Raw genomic sequence first — 422 nt, 5'->3', positions numbered from 1 at the left:
TTGATCTTTTCCTGCGCCACCATACAAGGTATCACTTCCAGCACCACCGGATAATTGATCGTTTCCACCTAGCCCAGAAAGACTATCATTACCATTTAAGCCTTGAATGGTATCATTTCCAGAAGTACCAACTAAATTATCGTTGTTGTTTGTTCCTTGAATAGCCATAGTTTTACTGTGCTTTTTTGGGTTTAAGATAGTGCAGATATCAATTGACACATCATGTAATATATACTACATGATTTTTGTACAATATTTGATATTAAATATTTATTATTTTGAACCTTAGTGGAAGAGCAAAAGCGCGATCGCACCCCCGGATCATGCTTCTAAAAATCCATCCCAATAATTCCGAACATAACAACAGAGGCAGAAATGTTGAATCCTAATACAAAACTTTACATATCTAGTTACACTAACTC

The 422-nt window shown here is 35.5% G+C and carries 1 protein-coding gene; it reads right to left on the bottom strand.

Features of this window, described 5'->3' with window-relative positions; all coding sequences use genetic code 11:
* Window positions 1-168: calcium-binding protein (locus tag ABF638_RS38320; RefSeq protein WP_435027945.1), on the bottom strand; the 168-nt coding region annotated here is incomplete at its 3' end.
* Window positions 169-422 lie beyond the last annotated feature (254 nt).

It is taken from the genome of Nostoc sp. CALU 1950, assembly GCF_051172895.1.
In the GTDB taxonomy this organism is placed as follows: domain Bacteria; phylum Cyanobacteriota; class Cyanobacteriia; order Cyanobacteriales; family Nostocaceae; genus Nostoc; species Nostoc edaphicum_A.
Note: the sequence above shows the minus strand (reverse complement) of the source record. Positions and strands in the feature narration are given on the sequence as shown.